12 protein-coding genes are annotated in these 15,840 nt (G+C 61.3%); 10 read left to right on the forward strand and 2 right to left on the reverse strand.

The annotated features are described in order from the left end of the window. Window positions 1–58: 58 nt before the first annotated feature. The gene (locus EOW68_RS00150) at window positions 59–1,012 is read right to left on the reverse strand and encodes an FKBP-type peptidyl-prolyl cis-trans isomerase (protein WP_128223151.1); all 954 of its coding nucleotides are present in this window, start codon (window positions 1,010–1,012) and stop codon (window positions 59–61) included. Window positions 1,013–1,264: 252 nt separating this feature from the next. Here EOW68_RS00150 and EOW68_RS00155 point away from each other — a divergent pair, with 252 nt between their 5' ends. From EOW68_RS00155 to EOW68_RS00185, 7 genes are all read left to right on the forward strand, one after another. Beyond that, window positions 1,265–3,247: a hypothetical protein gene (locus tag EOW68_RS00155; protein WP_128223152.1), complete on the forward strand. Its 1,983-nt coding sequence runs from the start codon at window positions 1,265–1,267 to the stop codon at window positions 3,245–3,247. Window positions 3,248–3,251: 4 nt separating this feature from the next. Continuing rightward, on the forward strand, window positions 3,252–4,553 hold the full coding sequence (locus EOW68_RS00160; protein ID WP_128223153.1) for a DUF7405 family protein: 1,302 nt from the start codon (window positions 3,252–3,254) through the stop codon (window positions 4,551–4,553). Window positions 4,554–4,702: 149 nt separating this feature from the next. After that, window positions 4,703–7,297: a PAS domain S-box protein gene (locus EOW68_RS00165; RefSeq protein WP_128223154.1), complete on the forward strand. Its 2,595-nt coding sequence runs from the start codon at window positions 4,703–4,705 to the stop codon at window positions 7,295–7,297. A gap of 43 nt (window positions 7,298–7,340) precedes the next feature. Beyond that, a complete protein-coding gene (cyaB, locus tag EOW68_RS00170; protein ID WP_128223155.1) occupies window positions 7,341–7,895 on the forward strand; it encodes a class IV adenylate cyclase in 555 nt (184 codons plus the stop codon). Between the two features lie 87 nt (window positions 7,896–7,982). After that, the gene (locus EOW68_RS00175) at window positions 7,983–9,185 is read left to right on the forward strand and encodes a methionine adenosyltransferase (RefSeq protein WP_128223156.1); all 1,203 of its coding nucleotides are present in this window, start codon (window positions 7,983–7,985) and stop codon (window positions 9,183–9,185) included. A 71-nt stretch (window positions 9,186–9,256) separates the two neighbouring features. Beyond that, window positions 9,257–10,456 carry a tRNA sulfurtransferase gene (locus tag EOW68_RS00180; protein WP_128223157.1) on the forward strand — a complete coding sequence of 400 codons (1,200 nt, stop codon included), beginning with the start codon at window positions 9,257–9,259 and terminating at the stop codon, window positions 10,454–10,456. A gap of 25 nt (window positions 10,457–10,481) precedes the next feature. Further along, complete coding sequence (locus EOW68_RS00185) at window positions 10,482–11,852, forward strand: bifunctional metallophosphatase/5'-nucleotidase (RefSeq protein WP_431358666.1); 1,371 nt, start codon at window positions 10,482–10,484, stop codon at window positions 11,850–11,852. Between the two features lie 24 nt (window positions 11,853–11,876). Here the strand turns inward: EOW68_RS00185 and EOW68_RS00190 are convergent, their stop codons facing one another. After that, the gene (locus EOW68_RS00190; protein ID WP_128223159.1) at window positions 11,877–12,839 is read right to left on the reverse strand and encodes an oxidoreductase; all 963 of its coding nucleotides are present in this window, start codon (window positions 12,837–12,839) and stop codon (window positions 11,877–11,879) included. Between the two features lie 117 nt (window positions 12,840–12,956). On the opposite strand from EOW68_RS00190, the gene mvk reads away from it, so the two are divergent. From mvk to EOW68_RS00205, 3 genes are read left to right on the forward strand one after another with little or no spacing between them, the layout of a single operon-like run. Further along, entirely contained in the window at window positions 12,957–13,943 is a 987-nt protein-coding gene (gene mvk / locus EOW68_RS00195; protein WP_128223160.1) for a mevalonate kinase, read from the forward strand. Then, on the forward strand, window positions 13,943–14,683 hold the full coding sequence (locus tag EOW68_RS00200; protein ID WP_489666322.1) for an isopentenyl phosphate kinase: 741 nt from the start codon (window positions 13,943–13,945) through the stop codon (window positions 14,681–14,683). The genes mvk and EOW68_RS00200 overlap by 1 nt, the downstream gene beginning before the upstream one ends. Before the next feature lie 50 nt (window positions 14,684–14,733). Continuing rightward, entirely contained in the window at window positions 14,734–15,702 is a 969-nt protein-coding gene (locus tag EOW68_RS00205) for a prolipoprotein diacylglyceryl transferase (protein ID WP_128223162.1), read from the forward strand. The last annotated feature ends 138 nt before the right edge of the window (window positions 15,703–15,840 follow it).

The following is a 15,840-nucleotide window of genomic DNA, read 5'->3' on the forward strand; positions in this document are numbered from 1 at the left end:
GGCATAGCACCGACGCTGGTGAGAGTCCGACGAAAAGACCGCGAAAAACAGCGCCGTATTAGAGCTCTTCGGCCAGATCCTCGGCGTCGATATCCGCATCTTCGAGCGCTTCTTCGATATCGCCGCCGCCCATGCCGCCGCCACCCATCATGCCGGGCATACCCATTCCCATGCCGCCGCCGTCGATGACTTCCTGGATGACAATCCGGTCGACGCCGGTGAAGTCGATCAGCTGCTGGCCGATCTGCTGTTTCTGCATCATCCACTGCTGGTTCATCGTCAGTTGTGGGGTCGCCTCGATGTACAGCGACTCCTTCTCGACTTCGACAGTCTCGTACTCGGGTTCGCTTTCCTCTTCGTCCTCGTCGTCGGACTCTGCCTCCTCATCTTCGTCTTCTTCGACGAGTTGCTCTTCTTCGACGGTGTCCGTCTCGAACCAGATTTCGAGATCCAGACCGAGGAACATATCGAGCAGGCCGCTGGCTTTCTCTTCGCGATCGGTCACTTCCTCGACGATCTCGTACTCGTACTCGACGTCGTCACCCGCGAGTGGGTGATTGAAATCCACGCGTGCGCGACCGCCGATGATGGTCTCGATGAACCCTTCGTCGCCGTCGATCCGGACCTGCCCGCCGGGGTAGCGGTCGTCTTCCGGGATCTTGTCCTTGCTGATCGTCCGGACCTGGTCCTCGTCGAACTCGCCGAAAGCCTCCGCGGCCGGGACGGTCACGGTCCCGGAGTCGCCGACCTCCTTGCCTGTGATGTCGTCTTCGACAGATGGGAAGATGTGGCCCTCCCCCAGCACGATCGTTCGTGGGCCGAAATCCTGCTCTTCCGTGTCCACATCCTCCGCTTCGGCGACTTCCTCGTCGGTCGTATCGACGAGGCGGTCGTCCTCGACAGTTCGGGCGGTGTAATCGATTTTGACGAAATCTCCGTCCTGCAGTCCGTCTACCTCTTCTTCCTCGCTGTCCGCTGTCTCCGCCGACTCCGCTTCGGAATCATTGCTCATACCGTTTAGGTCACTCGTAATACTCTTAAGGACATTGTTTCGCCGCGCTCGGAGTGTGTCGTGCCGCTGGATTCTACTCGTCCGGAACCAGTTTGGCACAGTGTTTGATTTTTACAATTGGTTAATAGAGTGCGATAGTACTAGATGTTTATAATGAAATATGGCTACTTTCCATCTAATTCCAGAGCTAGATGTCCTACAAATACTATATACGGTTGATTTATGTAGCACTTCTTTGGATTGTGAATTGAGATGTCAGATAAGCTGTCAGAAAGCGAACTTCCGCGAAGAATGTATCTCAAACTGGCTGCGGCGGCCGGCGGTGCAGCGGCACTCGCAGGTTGTTCGAGCGGTGACTCCTCGGAGGAGTTGCCGGATAACTCCACCGACCCGGAGCCCACGTCGGACACCGAGGCTGAACCGTTATCGAACGGAATCCCGGATATCCGGATGAGTACTGCCTCGTTTGCATCGGAGCGATCCTTCGACAACGGGGCTTACGAGCGGATGCACCTCTACAGGAAACGCCAGGCCATCGAGACGCTGCTCGAAGACCCCGAAGTAAACGACCTGGTAAGCAGTTGGATCGGAGCCTTCGAGGTCTACGAGGTGTTGACAAACCATCTCGAAGTCATCAGCCTCCAGGGTCCACCCTCGTTTTCAGTCGAAGAGAGTGGCTTTGTCTACCCCGGCGAGGAGGTCCCCGACGACGCCGAGGCGACGTTCAACGTCACGGCAGAGGACAGACAGACCGTCTACGGACTGATCGACCGTCACACCGACGAAATCGTGGCTCTGGAAATCACCGAGCCGGAGGATATCACCTGGGAGAAGACCCAGGACGCCGAAGACATGAAGATCGGACGGATGATCCTCGAAACTGATCTCGTCCAAGAAGAGTTCGGTGATCTCCGCGAGGCGACCTGGTATCCCTCCTTCAAGGGATCGGGCGGCGGATTCACTGCGCTCGGTGCTGGCGATCTCCAGCACGGAATGGGCGGCACGGCAGTGCTCAACGTCGAAGACGATGGAGAGCGGAATATTATCAGTGCCTTTTTCGACGGCTCTGGCGAGGAGCCAGAGATGATCAACATCACAGTCGTCGAGGACCACGTCGAGTATCAGCCACCGAGTCTCGCTGAGGAGATCGCAACGATGGACGAATCCGTGCTGGGAGAGGTTCCTGGTGTCCCATTCGAGAAACGGCCGTACTACACGGCGAACGAGGGGTGGCATCGTATCGAACCGCCAGAGAAATCCCTCGAACAGAACGGCTGGTCGATCGAGTGGCAAGAGCCGAACTATCAGGGTATCACGATGACCGGGTCGTACAATGGCAAGCCAGTGTTCGAATCGCTGGATACGCCGACGACGATCACTGCCTACTACCTTCCACCCCGTGAAGGGCGGAACACGCTGGAGTATTATTTCCCCGACGACGATTCGGTGTTGAACGGTGATCTCGGCTTCTGGGACGTTCACGGCACTGGCTTCGGTGGCCCGGGGCTGCTCGGGAAGGTCGATTTCCCCGAGAACAACGGACGGCCAGCAGGGTTCCAGCTCAAGACCCACTACCATACCGGTGCTGTCGGGGCTGAAAGCGTCGACTTCCACTCCGGATTCCGCTTTGGCCCGTACAACTACGATATCGCCTACGACTTCTACGAGGACGGTGTCATGCGGCCCGTCTTCCGGCGTGCTGGCCCGGGATTCGTCAGACAGTTCGTGAACAAGGTGCAGGCAAACTCGGACACCTACGGCGAGGACGGGAGCTACGAGGAGCCTGTCGTCCAGCACTACACCTCCACGCAGGCGTTCGATATCACCCCGGGGACCGACGAAGGCGTCGCGGTCGAACTGTTCGACGGCGAGGAGTGGAGCCAACCCGAGGAGGAGCTCTATGTCGACGGCGAGACGGGAATGAAAGTCCGGTTCAGCAACCCCGACGGCCCCGAGTCGGTCGATATGCCACTCGACGAAGACACGGAGATCGTCGTCGTGCGCCGCCACGAGGACGAGATCGGTCCCGGCGAGTCGACCGCGGAGCGCCTCGAAGACGAGGGGACCCCCTCGGAGTTCTATCATCCCGCACAGTACGTCGACGGCGAACCGATCCAGGGCGAGCGGCTGATCGTCTGGCTGTTGATGGTCGGCGCGACCAACCAGGTGCCCTACGCCTCCGGGACGACGAACTTCACGACGGCCGCACAGGTCGAGCTTTCGGGCTACGAGTAAGACGATGGAGCTACCGGAGTTTCCGTTCGACAGCGACTCACAGCTGTCGCGTCGGCAGTTCGTGCGCGCAGCCGTGGCTGCCGGTGGAACGGCCGCACTGTCGGCCTGTCTCGACACGGAAGACCGGGAATCACTGGACGCGCCGACGGGTGTCTCCGACCCGGGGACGCTTCCGGACCGACAGCACGCCTGGAACGACGTCCTGCCGGTCGATTCGGATGGGAACGTCAGCCGAGCATCCCACCACGTATTCCTGAGTCTCTCGCTAACCGGCGAGCCGGACTCAGCTGGCCGCGAGCAGGTCGAAACGACACTCAAGACGCTCGAACGCGCACTCGAATGGGGACCCGACGGCGTGCTGTTCACCCTCGGCTATACGCCGGCGTATTTCGACCGGTTCGATGGCTCTCTGCCCGACTCGGTCGATCTTCCCGACCCGGAGCCGATCACGGCCATCACAGCCGAAAGCCAGGTCGAAATAGACGACAGCGACGCAATGTTGCATCTCGCGAGTGACGATCCTGCGGTCGTTCTCGCCGTCGAAGAGGCACTCTTCGGCGAGACGGACAGTCTCAACGGCACTGCAATCGACGAAGGACTCACACCGGTGTTCGAGCGAACGAGCCGTCGGACGGGGTTCGTCGGTGCTGGGCTGCCGGCTGACCGCCAGACTGGCCTGGATGGAATCCCCGAAGGTGAACCCGTTCCCGAGGAAGCGCCTTTCTTCATGGGTTTCCGGTCAGGATTCAGGGAGAGTCAGGCGACGGAAGATCGTGTCACGATAGAGAGCGGTGCATTCGCCGGTGGCTCGACACAGCACTTCGAGTCGATGGAACTGGACCTCGAGATCTGGTTCGACGACAACGACCACGAGCAACGTGTCGCCAGGATGTTCAGTCCCGAACACGCCAGAGAGGAGTCTGTCGGGGCCGTCGGCGAAAAACTGGAGACGGAAACTGGTGCCCCTGCCGTCACAGAGGAAATTCACGAACACGCACGCGAGGAGGGAGCCGTGGGCCACGCCCAGAAACTCGCCCGGGCCCGCGACGACGGGCAGCCGGTGCTGCTCAGACGCGATGTCAACACGACTGACGGTGACGCTGCCGGACTGCATTTCCTCTCGCTTCAGCGGGAAATGACGGAGTTTACACGAGTCCGAGAAGCGATGCTCGGTGAGGAGTTCCACCAGCACGGACTCGGCCCACGACAGCCAAACGGCATCCTCCAGTACATCCGTCTTCGTCGCTGGGGGAGCTATCTCCTCCCACCCCGGTCGCTCAGGTCGCTCCCCCAGCCGAGCCCCTGACTCGGCAGCCGTGAGTTAAATAACAATTATTTGATTAAATCCGGATAGTAGAACCTGCTGTATCGAATGTAGCATCTGGATCAGAGCCGAGGAACGGCCGGAAAGAGGACGGAAGTTTTAATTTGGTGAAAATACCATAGATCTCTATTGTGGCGTCAGATATATTTCAATTATTCTATATTACCTCCTTTATCGTCGCCGCGACGGTCTGTTTCTCCGGGTTGATCGGTATCCGGTCGCTGGATCATCCCGATGTGCGGTATGGGCTGGCTTCGTTGCTCGCGCTCAGTGGGGTCTGGTCGGTGCTTACAGCACTGCAACTCGCCATTGTGCCACCAGCGTTCCAGCGCTGGATCCATGTCGGTGCGTTGATCGTCGGCATCTCGACAGTGTTCGCCTGGCTCGTGTTCGCGTCGGCCTACGCCGGTCGGCAGTATCACAGGAACCGACTGCTGCAGGCGAGTGCAATCGGTATCTTTCTGGCGATTATTTCGGTCAAACTCACGAACCCGATCCACGGCCAGTACTTCACCAGTTCGGTCGCGACAGAGCCGTTCCGTCACACAGCGTTCAGTTACAGAGCCCCCCACTGGTTCGTGACTGGGTTCTCGTATACCGCTGCTGCCGTCGGATTTCTCTGGCTGTTCGAATCGTTCGATCAGCGGGGATCACAACCGTTTGCGCTGTACGTACTCGTTCTCGTAACTGGGGCGCCGATACTGCCCTACGCACTCTCCGGGTTCTCGGAGTGGGTGCTCAGCATCAATTACGAACCACTCGGTGTCGCAGTGTTCGCGGTCGGTGTCCTGTTTTACGCGCGCACCGAGTTCGAACATCACAGTTCGCCCGGGAACGCCGCACTCGCAGACAGTCTCTCCGACGGCGGCATCATTCTGGACGACTCGAATATCGTCATCAACTACAACGACCGGGCAACCGAGATTCTCGGCGTCGAGCGGATTCCACGCGTCCCGATCGGTGAGATCGATCCCGACCTCGCGAGGCTAGCTCGTGGTGATACCAAGCGGGTGACCTACGAGGTGGATGGATACGATCGGACGTACGAACTCGGCCGGTCTGCTGTTTCGGATTCACTGATCGCCTCCGATATTATTACCCTGAAAGACGTGACCAGGGCGACACGACTGGAACAGCTGATGGGATTGCACCGCGAGATCAGCGAATCCCTGGTGAGTACCACCGACCCCTGGGAGCTGATCCGGGCGGTTCCGGAGACGTTCGCACAGATCGACGCGTACGACCTCGTCTGGCTGTACCCAGTGGCAGACGGGGGAGTCGACGGTGTAGCTACTGTCTCGCTAACCCGCGACGAGTCGCTCGGTCACTCTTCCGAGGAGTATCCGGGGATCGCTGCGGGCGAGGCTACGGCTTACGCCAGATGGACAGCCGCGAACGCCGAGCAAAGGGAGCCAGTGCTCGGTGCAGCAACCGGCCAGACGGCCACTCATGTCAGAGTGGACGACGGCGGGACAGCGTGGGAGCGGCAAGCGGCAGACCACGGGATAACCGGCTGTCTGGCCGTCCACATGGAGGTCCCGGGCGAGCAAAGCTACGTTCTCGGTGTGTACACCACCGCGCCGAACGGGTTCGACACGCCCGAACGGAACGTCATCGAGGAGGTGAGCCAGCGTATCCCGGAGGCGATCGAGACCATCGAAGCACACGACGAGGCACTGTTGTACAAAGAGGCGATCAAACACGCGGGAACTGCGATCACCATCACAGACGACGACGGGGGAATCCAGTACGTCAATCCGGAGTTCGAGTCGCTTACTGGCTATACGGAAACAGAGGCGATCGGAGAGACACCCTCGATTTTGAGCTCGGGGGAGATGAGTGACCAACACTACGAACAGCTCTGGGCGACGATCCGCTCGGGAGAGGTGTACGAAGAGCAGTTCGTCAACAAGACCAAAGCTGGTGACCGGTATATCGCCCAGGAGACGATCTCACCGGTGACCGGCGAGGACGGCGAGCCGAAGGCGTTCGTCGCGATCCAGTTCGATATCACGGATAAGCTGGTCCGCGAGCAGCGCCTCTCTGTCCTCAACAGGGTCCTGCGCCACAACCTCCGCTCGACAGTGAATATCATCAACGCACACGCGACGCTTCTCGAAGACCGGATCGACACGACCGAACAGGGGTCCGAAATACAAACGTCGATCGAGACGATCCGAGACCAGACCAGCCAGTTGCTCGGCCAGTCCGAAACAGCACGCGAAATCGAGCAGATCCTCGCTCTCGATGGGACTGGTCGCGAAGTAACAGCCGTCGAAACGCTCGCCGAACACGCACAGACGACGGCATCGGAACTGGGTGGTAACTGTACGATCGATCTGGATTCTGATCTCGATGAATGCACTGTCGACGCCGAGCTCGAACTGATCGTCGAAGAACTCGTCGAGAACGCCGTCGTCCACAGTGACGGGCAGCCGTCGACAGCCGACGTCTCTGTCTCCTTCGTCAAGGACGCGAACGATCTCATTCTCACTGTCGAAGACGACGGGCCAGGTATGTCAGACCAGGAACTGGTCGTCGTCGAGAAAGGCGAGGAAGATCCGCTCCGACACGGCAGCGGCCTCGGTCTCTGGATGGTCAACTGGCTCTCGATCTCCCGGGGTGGATCAGTCACGGCGACGACCGACGAGAGCGGGACGACGATTCAGGTCAGTGTTCCACTCCGGGGCAGGCCTGACGAGCAGGACGCGAGATACCCGGCGTAGTGGTGTCGTCACAGTTTTGCGTTCCCCCTGTCCACGTCTCCCTATGTACGAAGTCGAACTGAAGGTTCGAGCAGACCACGACACTGTCGGGGAGCGTCTCGACGAAATCGGTGCACAGCGGATCGGCACTGTCTCCCAGGAAGATGTCTACTACGACGCGCCGGACCGGGATTTTGCAGAGACTGACGAGGCACTCCGGATCAGGACCGAGAGCGCAGACGAACCCGTGACCCGCCTCACCTACAAGGGCCCGCTCGTCGAAAGTGAGTCGAAAACCCGGCAGGAAGCCGAAACAGCGGTCGCCGATCCAGCCGAAATCCGTGCTATTCTCGACGGTCTCGGCTACGAACCCGCCGCAACGGTCCGGAAAGACCGGGAACAGTACGCCGTCGATGGCTGTACTGTCACGCTCGATGCTGTCGATGGGCTGGGGGAGTTCGTCGAGGCGGAACTGGAAGTCGAAGACGGAATCGACGAGGCACGGGGACGACTCGAAACTGTCCTCGAAAAGCTGGGGCTCGATCCGGAGGATCAGATCCGAACGTCCTATCTCGGACTCCTGCTTGCCGAAGCGGACGCGGATCCGACTGATCCCTAGCGAGCATCGCGTAATTACTCTTGAGTATGGTGGGGGCAAAAATTGTTTCCGAAAGTTATAATCCCGCAGCTACCGAATTCTGCCCCAATGAGTGAACGGAACATCCACGTAGAGCCAGCGGCGGCCCAGGCCGTCGAAGACCAGCATATCGAGATCGTCGAGCGAAAGGGGATCGGCCACCCCGATTCGATCTGTGACGGTGTCGCAGAGGAGGTCGCGCGCGCACTCGCACACGAGTATCTCGACCGCTTTGGCAAACTGCTGCATTTCAACACCGACGAAACTCAGCTCGTCGCTGGAACGGCTGCGCCGGCCTTCGGCGGTGGCGAGATGCTCGAACCCATCTATCTGCTCATCGTCGGCCGCGCAACGAAAACCTACGACGGCGAGCGCATTCCGGCGGAGACGGTCGCACTCCGGGCGGCTCGCGAGTATCTCGACGAGACCTTCCCGAATCTCGACGTCGGATCGGACGTGATCGTCGACGTCAAACTCGGGGAGGGAAGCGGTGATCTCCAGGAAGTGTTCGGCGAGGAATCGAAGGTCCCGAACGCGAACGACACGAGCTACGGTGTCGGTCACGCCCCGCTGACGGAAACCGAGGAGATCGTCTACAACACGGAACGGGAACTCAACACGACCTACGCCTCCGACAATCCGGAGATCGGCCAGGATATCAAGGTGATGGGCAAACGCGAGGGTGACCAGATCGACGTCACTGTCGCTGTCGCGATGATCGACGAGTACATCGACGGGATGGAGTCGTACAAAGACTCCGTCAGTGCTGTCCGTGAGTACGTCGAGGAACTCGCCACAGAGTACACGGACCGGGAAGTGACGGCCCACGTCAACACGGCCGACAACTACGAGGAGGGATCGATCTATCTCACCACGACCGGCACCAGCGCCGAGCAGGGTGACGACGGCTCCGTCGGGCGTGGCAACCGTGCGAACGGGCTCATCACGCCGAACCGTCCGATGAGTATGGAAGCGACGAGCGGGAAGAACCCGGTCAACCACATCGGCAAGATCTACAATCTGCTCTCGACGGAGATCGCCCAGGCCGTCGCCACTGACGTCGACGGCATCCGACAGCTCCAGATGCGCCTGTTGAGCCAGATCGGCCGACCGATCGATCACCCACACGTCGCCGATGCGCAGGTGATTACCGAGGAAGGTGTCGAAATCGAGGAGATCCGTGAAGATATCGAGGCGACCATCGACCACGAACTCGCGAACGTGACGGGAATCACCAAGCGCGTGATCGAAAACGAACTCTCGACGTTCTAATCGAGCGAGCTGTTCGAGGCACGAACCGGCCGACCAAAGGCTGTTTATTGGGTGGTAGCCAACGGACAGCCATGCATCCGCCTGGAGCCGGGACCGTCCTCGTCAGGTACGGCGAGGTCGGGATCAAAAGTGATCAACTCCGCACGCGCATGGAAAAACAGCTCCAGGCGAATAGTCGCGCGATTCTCGACGACCGCGACCTGCCGGGCTCCGTCGAGCAGGCCTACACCAGACTCTACGTCCACACCACGCCGGCCCGGATCGACGAAGTGACCGATGCGGTTACAGACGCCTTCGGCGTCGTCTCGGCAAGTCCAGCACTGCGGGTCGATCCGACGATGGCGGCGATCTGTGACGCGCTGGCCGACGCTGCCCGTGACCAGTACGATGGGCAGACGTTTGCCGTCCGGGCCCAGCGCGCCGGGCCACAGTCGGCCCACCCGTTTTCGAGCCCCGAACTCGAACGCGAGGGCGGGTCGGTCGTCCACACGGCGGCCCAGGAAGAAGGGTACGAGCCGACTGTCGACCTCGACGACCCCGAGATGACCTTCTCGGTGGAGTGTCGCCAGGACGATGCCTACGTCTTTCTCGAACGGCGTGACGGTCCCGGCGGGCTTCCAGTCGGGACACAGAAGCCCCTCGTCGCGCTCGTCAGCGGCGGCATCGACTCCCCGGTTGCGGCCTGGCTCACGATGAAACGCGGGGCACCCGTCATCCCGCTGTACGTCGATCTCGGCGAGTACGGCGGGGTCGACCACCGGATGCGGGCAATCGATACTGTCGAGCGTCTGCGCCGGTTCGCACCGAACGTCGACTGTCGACTGCGTGTCGCTCCGGGCGGCGAGGGGATCGAACAGATCGCAGGCGTCACCGAGATGTACCGGATGCTGGTCGCCCGCCGGTTCATGTTCCGGATCGCCGCAGCCGTCGCCGAGGATGTCGGCGCAGTCGGCGTCGTCACTGGTGAGTCGATCGGGCAGAAATCCAGCCAGACTACCGCGAATCTCCGGGTGACCAGCGCGGCGATCGATCTCCCGATCCATCGACCGCTGCTCTCAATGGACAAGCCGGAGATTACCGAGCGAGCGAAGAAAATCGGGAGCTACGACGATTCGACGATCGACGCCGGCTGCCAGCAACTCGCCCCGGAAGCCCCGGCGACACAGCCGCCACTCGAACGGATCGGGGCCGCCGAACCCGACGATCTCGCCAGGCTCGCTGCGGAGGCGGCAGCGGCGATCACCGTCGCTGATGGCGATCCGTCAGCTTGATTGCTCGTCTGGGTGAGTGATGCGTATGGCCGTTCGACTCCTCCACTACTCCGATCTGGAAACCGCGCTGGACGACCCCGACCAGTGTGGTTCCCTGGCTGGTGCCCTCCACGCCAGCCGGGACGACGGGACGCTCGTCGTCGGGAGCGGCGACAACACCGCGCCATCGGCGCTGTCGCTTGCGACCGAAGGCGGGTGTGCACACGAATTTTTCGACGCGGTCGATCCGGACTGTGAGACCTTCGGCAACCACGATTTCGATTTCGGGGCCGACCGTGCGGGCGAACTCGCGGCAGGCACCGACCACTGGCTCTGTGCGAACGCGACGGTCGCGGGCGAGCAGTTCGCCCCGGAGGCAACAGAACCGAACAGGCTGGTCGAAGTCGATGGCACCCTCGTCGGCATCATCGGCGTTGCCCACCCGGAGACTGACAGTATCAACCCAAAAGCCGAAGCTGTCGAATTCAGTGATCCAGTCCGAATTATCCGGGAGCAGGCCAGTTCGCTGCGTGGGGCGGGTGCCGAGTATATTGTCGTCGCCTCTCACTGTGGCCACGGCGACGAACGGATCGCCCGGGAGACGTCGGTCGATGCCGTCCTCGGTGGCCACGTCCACGACGTGCATGCCGAGCTGATCGAGGGCACTGCTGTCGTGCGCCCCGGCCGGGCAGGGGAGCGGTTTTCCGAGGTACTACTCGGGGATAGTACAGAGATTGCGATCCACGAAGTCGACGACCAGCCTGTCGACGAGGGAGTCCGAGACGAACTGGTGGATCGAGTTCAGGCGTTGCTGGCAGAACACGGTCTCGACGAAGTCGTCGCAACAGCAGAAGACCCGATCGAACGAACCGAAGAGACGGCGACGGTCGCAGAGAGCCGGGTCGGAAATCTCGTCGTCGACGCGATGCGCTGGAAAACTGGTGCCGATGTCGCTTTGAGCCCGCCGGGTGCGATCCGATCGGGCCCGCCGCTCGGGGACGACGTCACAGTTGCGGACCTGATCGCGCTGACACCCTACGACGATCAGCTCGCAGTCGTCGAACTCTCCGGCGAGCGACTCCGGGAAGCATTCGTCGCGGTTCCGTTCGGCTACTACAACGACGGCTACCCGAACCGGCACTGCAGTCACGTCAGCGGTGCTCGGATCGTCTGGGACGACAGTTCGGGTGAACTGAGAGACGCGACTGTCGCCGGCGAACCGATCGACGACGACCGGCGGTACACGATCGCGGTCGCCGACTATCTCGTCGAGACCAGCCACGTCAACGATGCGTTCGACGAGGCTGACGTGATTGGGCGGTACGGGCTCGCACGCGATGCGATCGTCGAGTACGCACGCGAGGTCGGGCTCGATCCCACGCTCGACGGCCGAATCCAGCGACCGAGTCTGGCCTAGTGATCTGTTTCAGCCAGCCGGAACTCACGCTGTGACGAGTCCTTCGAACGAGTACGTAGCTCCCGTCAGTGCTTCACTACGCTCCCACAACTGTCTGGCGTCGGCTTCGTCGTAGGAGGCGTCGCTTGACTCCTGGCGTTCGGGTGCGCCGCGCATATTCATCAGTCCACCCGGCCCGTAGTACTCGCCGCCCTCGACATCGAGCGCGGTCGCGGCGTAGAGCAACGGGAGCGCTCCGTTGCTGGCTGACTGCGCGAACACACCGTTTGCGACACGCATCATCGCATATTTGATCCGCGATCCGGACTGTTCCGGCCCGCGATACTGGAGATTCGTATCCGCGTAACCGGGGTGGCAGGCGACGCTTTTCGTCTCCGTGATGCCAGCGTCACGCAGTCGTCGCTGCAGTTCGTACGCAAAGTGCAGGTTCGCCAGTTTACTCTGTCCGTAGGCCTCCCACTTGCTGTACGATCTCTGGCGGTGGAGATCGTCGAAATCCAGTTCCCCGGCGGTGTGAGCCCCACTCGAATGGGTGACGATCCGCGTCTCGCCCTCAGTTCCGACGATCAGATCGAGGAGCTGGCCGGTCAGCGCGAAGTGCCCGAGATGGTTCACACCGAGTTGCATCTCGAAGCCATCCTGGGTTTCACTGCGCGGAATCGCCATCACGCCCGCGTTGTTACAGAGGATGTGGAGGTCGTCGTAGACCTCACGGACCTCCTCGGCGAAGGATTCGATCGAATCCAGCGAAGCGAGATCGCACTGTCGGACGTTGAGCGTCGCGCCCGTTCCACCGGGGAGTTGCTCTGCAACCTCCTGGGCGGCCTGTTCACCGCGCTCGGGACTCCGGCAGGCCATGATGACGGTTGCCCCCTTCTTTGCGAATGCTTTCGTCGCCTCGAACCCGAGCCCACTGTTTGCACCCGTGATCAGCACCGTCTTCTCCGAGCAGTCCGGCATCTGGTCTGCTGTCCAGGATTCTGACATTGCCACTCGTTAGGTCTCGTCGCTTACAACTGTCCGGGTTCCGGCTGTTTCTCCCACTGTCAGTCCCGCCGACCAGAAACCGGTATTTAGAACACCGTCGGTCCCGCAGGCACAGGCATGGTTACAGCAAGCGCTCCTGGGAAGGTGTATCTCTTCGGGGAGCACGCGGTCGTCTACGGCGAACCGGCGGTTCCCTGTGCGATCGAACGGCGGGCGACGGTCACAGTGACCGAACGCTCCGACGGACTCCGCGTCCAGGCGGACGATCTCTCTCTGAACGGGTTCACTGTCGAATACGAGGGGAAAGCCACCGACCGGCCGGATATCGACGTCTCCGAATCACTCGTCGACGCGGGAATGGGGTATATCAACGAAGCGATCGAACAGGTCAAAGACGCGACTGGCGCGGAAAGTGTCGGCTTCGACGTCGAGATCAACAGCCAGATCCCGCTGGGGGCGGGACTTGGCTCCTCGGCGGCCGTCGCCGTCGCTGCAATCGATGCCGGCACGCGCGAACTCGGCGTCGAACTCCAGCCCGAAGAGATCGCAGACCGCGCGTACCAGGTCGAAAAGAAGGTCCAGGATGGGGAGGCCTCGCGTGCGGATACGTTCTGTTCTGCGATGGGCGGCGCAGTCCGTGTCGAGGGTGACGACTGCCGGCAGATCGAGGCCCCAGAACTTCCGTTCGTCGTCGGCTACGACGGCGGTGCGGGAGATACCGGTGCGCTCGTCGCCGGGGTACGACGGCTCCGTGAGCAGTACGATTTCGCCGCGGACACTGTCGAGGCAATCGGCGATATCGTCCGGAACGGCGAGCAAGCACTCGCAGACGGCAATGTCGAAGAACTGGGCCGACTGATGGATTTCAACCACGGCCTGCTCTCGGCGCTTGGTGTTTCCTCGCGCTCGCTGGATGCGATGGTCTGGGCCGCCCGCAACGGTGAGGCCCACGGCGCGAAACTGACCGGTGCAGGCGGCGGCGGCTGTATCGTCGCCCTCGACGAGACGGCGGAATCACTCACTGCGATGGAGTATACCCCCGGCTGTGAACAGGCCTTCCGGGCCGAACTGGATACGACGGGTGTTCAGATGGAGGCCGAGTGATGGTCACGGTTCTCAAACTCGGCGGCAGCGTCATTACGGACAAAGATCAGCCCGAGACCGCCGACCAGGGCGCTATCGAGACCGCAGCCGCTGCGATCGGGGGGTTTCTCCAGGCTGACGAACAGCTGGTGGTGGTCCACGGAGGTGGCAGCTTCGGCCACCACCACGCCGCCAGAGTCGGTGTATCGAGTACCGATGGGAGCCGTGACGTCGCCGGGTTGCTGGCGATACACCGCGCGATGGGCGACCTGACGGATATTGTCCTCGATACGCTCCACGATCACTCGGTCGATGCACTCCCAGTTGCCCCGCTGTCGGCGGCCCACCGGACAGCGGACGACACCGTCGAGTTCCCGTCGAGCCATATCAGAACGATGCTCGACGAGGGATTTACACCGGTTATCAACGGCGACGTTGTCGCCCACGCCGGGAAGGGCGCGACAGTTCTGAGTGGGGATACCATCGTCGTCTCACTGGCCCAGTCGCTCGACGCCGACCGTGTCGGACTCTGTTCGACTGTCGGGGGTGTTCTCGACGATTCAGGGGATGTGATTGCAGAGATCGAGGCCTACGACGATGTCGCGGACGTACTCGGTGGGAGCGAGTCGACCGATGTTACCGGTGGGATGGCCGCCAAGGTGAGACAGCTTCTGGACCTCGACGTTCCAGCGTCGGTGTTCGATCTCGGTTCGCTGGCGGCGTTTCTCGACACCGGCAGTGCTGGCACCGTTGTGCGGTGACGGCTCCTGGTGCCGAAATACCTTTAGGGATTTCCCACATGGCCCATTATATGTCCATAATAACTTTTAGGGAGAGTCTGAAGTATGGCGGTCGTCTGTTTGCCCTCTGGTTTGCGGTCACTCTCGTTGGCGGCGGATTGACTGTTCTCGGGGGCTATCTGGCAGTGCCCGAAGTTCGGGGCCTGATCGCGAGTGGGACTGGCGCTGTCGAGACCGCGACACTCGCGGGCGGACTCATCCTCGCATTTTTCGGTCTCGCTTCGCTTATCGTCGGTAATTTCGCACTCGTGTACAAGTTCCTCGGGGACGCCGTTTCGAAGGGAATCAGGGCCACGTCGGCGGAGACACTCGATGGGGCGGTCGCTGTTACGTCCGAACCCAGTGGCGAATCGACGGATAGTTCTCCCGAGACAGCAGCAGAGTCGTCAAAACCGGCAGAGACTGCACCAACGAGTTCGGACGAGGCCGTTCAGGGGCCAGCAGCGGTGCCGGCGTCCGAACAGCCAACTGCCGAGACAGTCAGACAGCCAGCCAGCCACGACGGTAACCAGCCGACACCGGCACAGGAAGAGACGACCGAACCAACAGCGACCGACCAGTCGCCGGTGGATGAGGAACCCGTCCAGGCCAGCCGGGAACCAGCCACCGAATCAGCACCGTCAGCCCAGTCTGCAGCGGCCGACAGCACGCCCCGGACGGAGCCAGCCGTCGAACAGGAGTTCGCACCTGAGAAAGAACAGCCCGGTATCGATCAGCCCGAGAGACGAGAGCGAACAGCAGAGGAAATTGCGTTCGGGGCGGAGGGCTCGGACCGACCCTCGGAGCAGCCACCGGAGACCGAAGAGACGACCGCTGTCACCGACGACGAGTGGTTCGACGAAGAAGCTGACCCGGAGCAGGATACCGATCGTGGTGCGGAGACGTTCGAAGAAGAACCAACAGAGGAGGCCGACAGAAAGAACGTGGAGACGGCAAACGACTCCTCGGCAGACCCCCTTTCAGATCAGTTCGACGAGTGAGCTACGAAACCTTTCACTGCAGTCGTAAATCAGCGGCCCAACCGACGTTCTTTTGACGCTTGCGATAAAAGTAGTCAGTATCCGAGCGAACGGTCGCCACGGGCCTCTCGGGCGACCGGCGCGCCGCTGGCGGATTAC

It is taken from the genome of Halovenus amylolytica (assembly GCA_004015825.1).
GTDB classification, from domain to species: Archaea; Halobacteriota; Halobacteria; order Halobacteriales; family Haloarculaceae; genus Halovenus; species Halovenus amylolytica.

Excerpts from the sequence above, each read along its gene's own strand:
- EOW68_RS00150 (WP_128223151.1), bottom strand. The coding sequence starts at position 1,012 with ATGAGCAATGATTCCGAAGCGGAGTCGGCGGAGACAGCGGACAGCGAG.
- EOW68_RS00155 (WP_128223152.1), top strand. The coding sequence starts at position 1,265 with ATGTCAGATAAGCTGTCAGAAAGCGAACTTCCGCGAAGAATGTATCTC.
- EOW68_RS00160 (WP_128223153.1), top strand. The coding sequence starts at position 3,252 with ATGGAGCTACCGGAGTTTCCGTTCGACAGCGACTCACAGCTGTCGCGT.
- cyaB (WP_128223155.1), top strand. The coding sequence starts at position 7,341 with ATGTACGAAGTCGAACTGAAGGTTCGAGCAGACCACGACACTGTCGGG.
- EOW68_RS00175 (WP_128223156.1), top strand. The coding sequence starts at position 7,983 with ATGAGTGAACGGAACATCCACGTAGAGCCAGCGGCGGCCCAGGCCGTC.
- EOW68_RS00180 (WP_128223157.1), top strand. The coding sequence starts at position 9,257 with ATGCATCCGCCTGGAGCCGGGACCGTCCTCGTCAGGTACGGCGAGGTC.
- EOW68_RS00185 (WP_431358666.1), top strand. The coding sequence starts at position 10,482 with ATGGCCGTTCGACTCCTCCACTACTCCGATCTGGAAACCGCGCTGGAC.
- EOW68_RS00190 (WP_128223159.1), bottom strand. The coding sequence starts at position 12,839 with ATGTCAGAATCCTGGACAGCAGACCAGATGCCGGACTGCTCGGAGAAG.
- mvk (WP_128223160.1), top strand. The coding sequence starts at position 12,957 with ATGGTTACAGCAAGCGCTCCTGGGAAGGTGTATCTCTTCGGGGAGCAC.
- EOW68_RS00200 (WP_489666322.1), top strand. The coding sequence starts at position 13,943 with ATGGTCACGGTTCTCAAACTCGGCGGCAGCGTCATTACGGACAAAGAT.
- EOW68_RS00205 (WP_128223162.1), top strand. The coding sequence starts at position 14,734 with ATGTCCATAATAACTTTTAGGGAGAGTCTGAAGTATGGCGGTCGTCTG.